This is a genomic window from Roseibium sp. (genome assembly GCF_039982295.1).
Classification (GTDB): Bacteria; Pseudomonadota; Alphaproteobacteria; order Rhizobiales; family Stappiaceae; genus Roseibium.
On sequence record NZ_JBDWYP010000061.1, the window covers coordinates 1 to 2082 of the forward strand.

The window sequence follows — 2082 nt, forward strand, 5'->3', positions numbered from 1 at the left end:
AGCTGCGTCCAGGATCCGACCCCGCATCTGGTCCATGGAACGGGCGTTCATGGCGGCAGTATCCCGGAGCCGGCCGAGAGAACCGGAGATCCTGCGCGCCGGGCCGCTGACCCGGTCGCGCAGGTTCGCGATCAATGTGGAGGTAAGGACTGCCAAGTTACAAAGCCTTTGATTGCGTCAGAAATTCAACGGCGCCAGAAATTGACCGGGCATCGCGCCTTAGAACTGCTCATGACCGGACGCGCCAAGGCTCGCGGAACACCAGATCATCATCTGGATTGTTCGGTCGCAGTCCGTTCCCTGGCTGCAACACGGCCGGCGGCGTCGACATAGGCGAGGAACTCGTCAATATCCCAGTCCTCAATGTCCGGCACCGCCGTATTCAGCGCACGGGCGGACTGGACGATCAGGTCGCGCCAGCGAACCGGGTCTTGCCCTTCCCGCGGGACGGAGCTTTCTTTCCACGCTTTCCCAGCATGACTTCCATTGCCCCCGAGAGCTTTTCCATGTCTTCGATATCGACCATTTTGATCACTTCGATATCGACGTCGCAGAGCGCCGCCATCAGCAGATAGCCTGCAATCACCTCATCCTCTGTGCCTTCCGCAACCAAGGCGTCCCCGGCCCGCATGCGGCGTAGGGTCAGGCGGCTGTAGGTCACGCCCTCACGATCGAAAGGAAATTCAAGATCGACGGTCTTGGTGCGGGGTTTGGTGGTCATGGAAACTCCGGAAGTCTTGGGGAGGAAACCGGGCACCGCATTGTCGGCGCCCGAGCTGCAATGATCAGGCGCCAAGGGCGCGGCGGACACCTTCGAACAGATCGACGCCATTCCGGCGCAGGATCCGTTCCTCAAAATCCGCATACCAAAGCTCCGTGCCGTCCAGGGAGAACTCGAAGTGGGTCACTTCCCGGAAGACATGATTGCAGCCCTGGAAGTCAGAAGGGTCACTTTCATCTGGCTCCCATTCGGAAATCGCGCCCTCGATGACGCCGCGCGCTGGAACATCCAGACCGTTGGTCTTGTCCCGGTAGGCGCCGGCAAAGACCCAGCGATCACGTACGCCAAGGCCCCGGAAAATGTCAGTGTCGATCCCCTTGACCGAAAACGCTGGCTCCAGCGCCTCGATCCGGGGCTGGGTAAAGTCCACCGCCATGACGCTGCCGCCCGGATTGTGATTGGCATTGGCGAACTTGATCGCAGGAATGGTCAGCTTGGAGATCGTTGTGGCGCGGGAGGTGCCTGCTTCCTCGGCGCGGCGAACATCCACGGCGGTCAGCATGTAGATAGGATTGGCCATATGTGGCTCCTGTCGGTTGTTGATTGTTCACAAAGTTCGCTGGAAATCAGGCGCTGGAAGTCAGGCGCTGGAAGTCAGGCGCGAGACGATCTCGTTGACGAGGCCCTCGACCGCCGGCAGATAACGCCGGATCTCATGCTCAGCCACCTTGAAGACCGGAGCCGGTTCAATGCCGATGTCCAGGTGGATCCGGCCGAGGCGAAGGTTCTCGGGAGAGTTTTGATCGGCGGTGAACATGGCGTCCCTTGGCGAATAGCCCAGGATATGATCTGCAGCCTTGTGATCGCGCAGCTTGAACTGGATCGAGTTGATCCAGGCCTCGACCGTATCGGCCGACATTTTCCGGCCCAGGAACTGACGGGTGATCTGGATCAGCTCCGTCACGATGTAATCGGTACCGCGCACCTGGTGGATCTGTTCAAAGAGTTCGCCGGTCGCCGCATTGTCGGTACCGATGAACACATACCCACCGTCGGAGATCGCGCCGTCGACACCTGTCTCCCCTTCAGCCACGATTGCCACATTGGCCTCCAGCAGCTGCTGGCCCTCGGTTGAGCCGTCCAGCAGCGAGAACGGGATCTTACGGGACAGTCCGGCAAGGCCATAGATCGCCCGGTTCGCGAAAGGATCGAAAGGCGTTCCGCCAGTGCTGTTGTCGACCCGGACCATGAGCCCTGCCACGCGTGGGCTCATCGGTCGGGTGACCAGCACCTCACCTTCATAGACCCGTGCTGCGACACCGACCGGCATCAAGCGTTCAGAACTCATGGTTTCGCGCGCA

2 protein-coding genes and 1 pseudogene are annotated in these 2082 nt (G+C 60.5%); all 3 read right to left on the minus strand.

Going from position 1 to position 2082, the window contains the following annotated elements:
• Window positions 1–406: 406 nt before the first annotated feature.
• Window positions 407–721 (minus strand): phage tail assembly protein, encoded by a 315-nt coding sequence (locus ABJZ52_RS12695; RefSeq protein ID WP_348311672.1) that lies wholly within the window; start codon window positions 719–721, stop codon window positions 407–409.
• Window positions 722–785: 64 nt separating this feature from the next.
• Complete coding sequence (locus tag ABJZ52_RS12700; protein ID WP_213215283.1) at window positions 786–1301, minus strand: phage major tail tube protein; 516 nt, start codon at window positions 1299–1301, stop codon at window positions 786–788.
• A 60-nt stretch (window positions 1302–1361) separates the two neighbouring features.
• Window positions 1362–2082, minus strand: a pseudogene (locus ABJZ52_RS12705) (phage tail protein); the annotation flags it as partial.

Excerpts from the sequence above, each read along its gene's own strand:
- ABJZ52_RS12700 (WP_213215283.1), bottom strand. The coding sequence starts at position 1,301 with ATGGCCAATCCTATCTACATGCTGACCGCCGTGGATGTTCGCCGCGCC.
- ABJZ52_RS12695 (WP_348311672.1), bottom strand. The coding sequence starts at position 721 with ATGACCACCAAACCCCGCACCAAGACCGTCGATCTTGAATTTCCTTTC.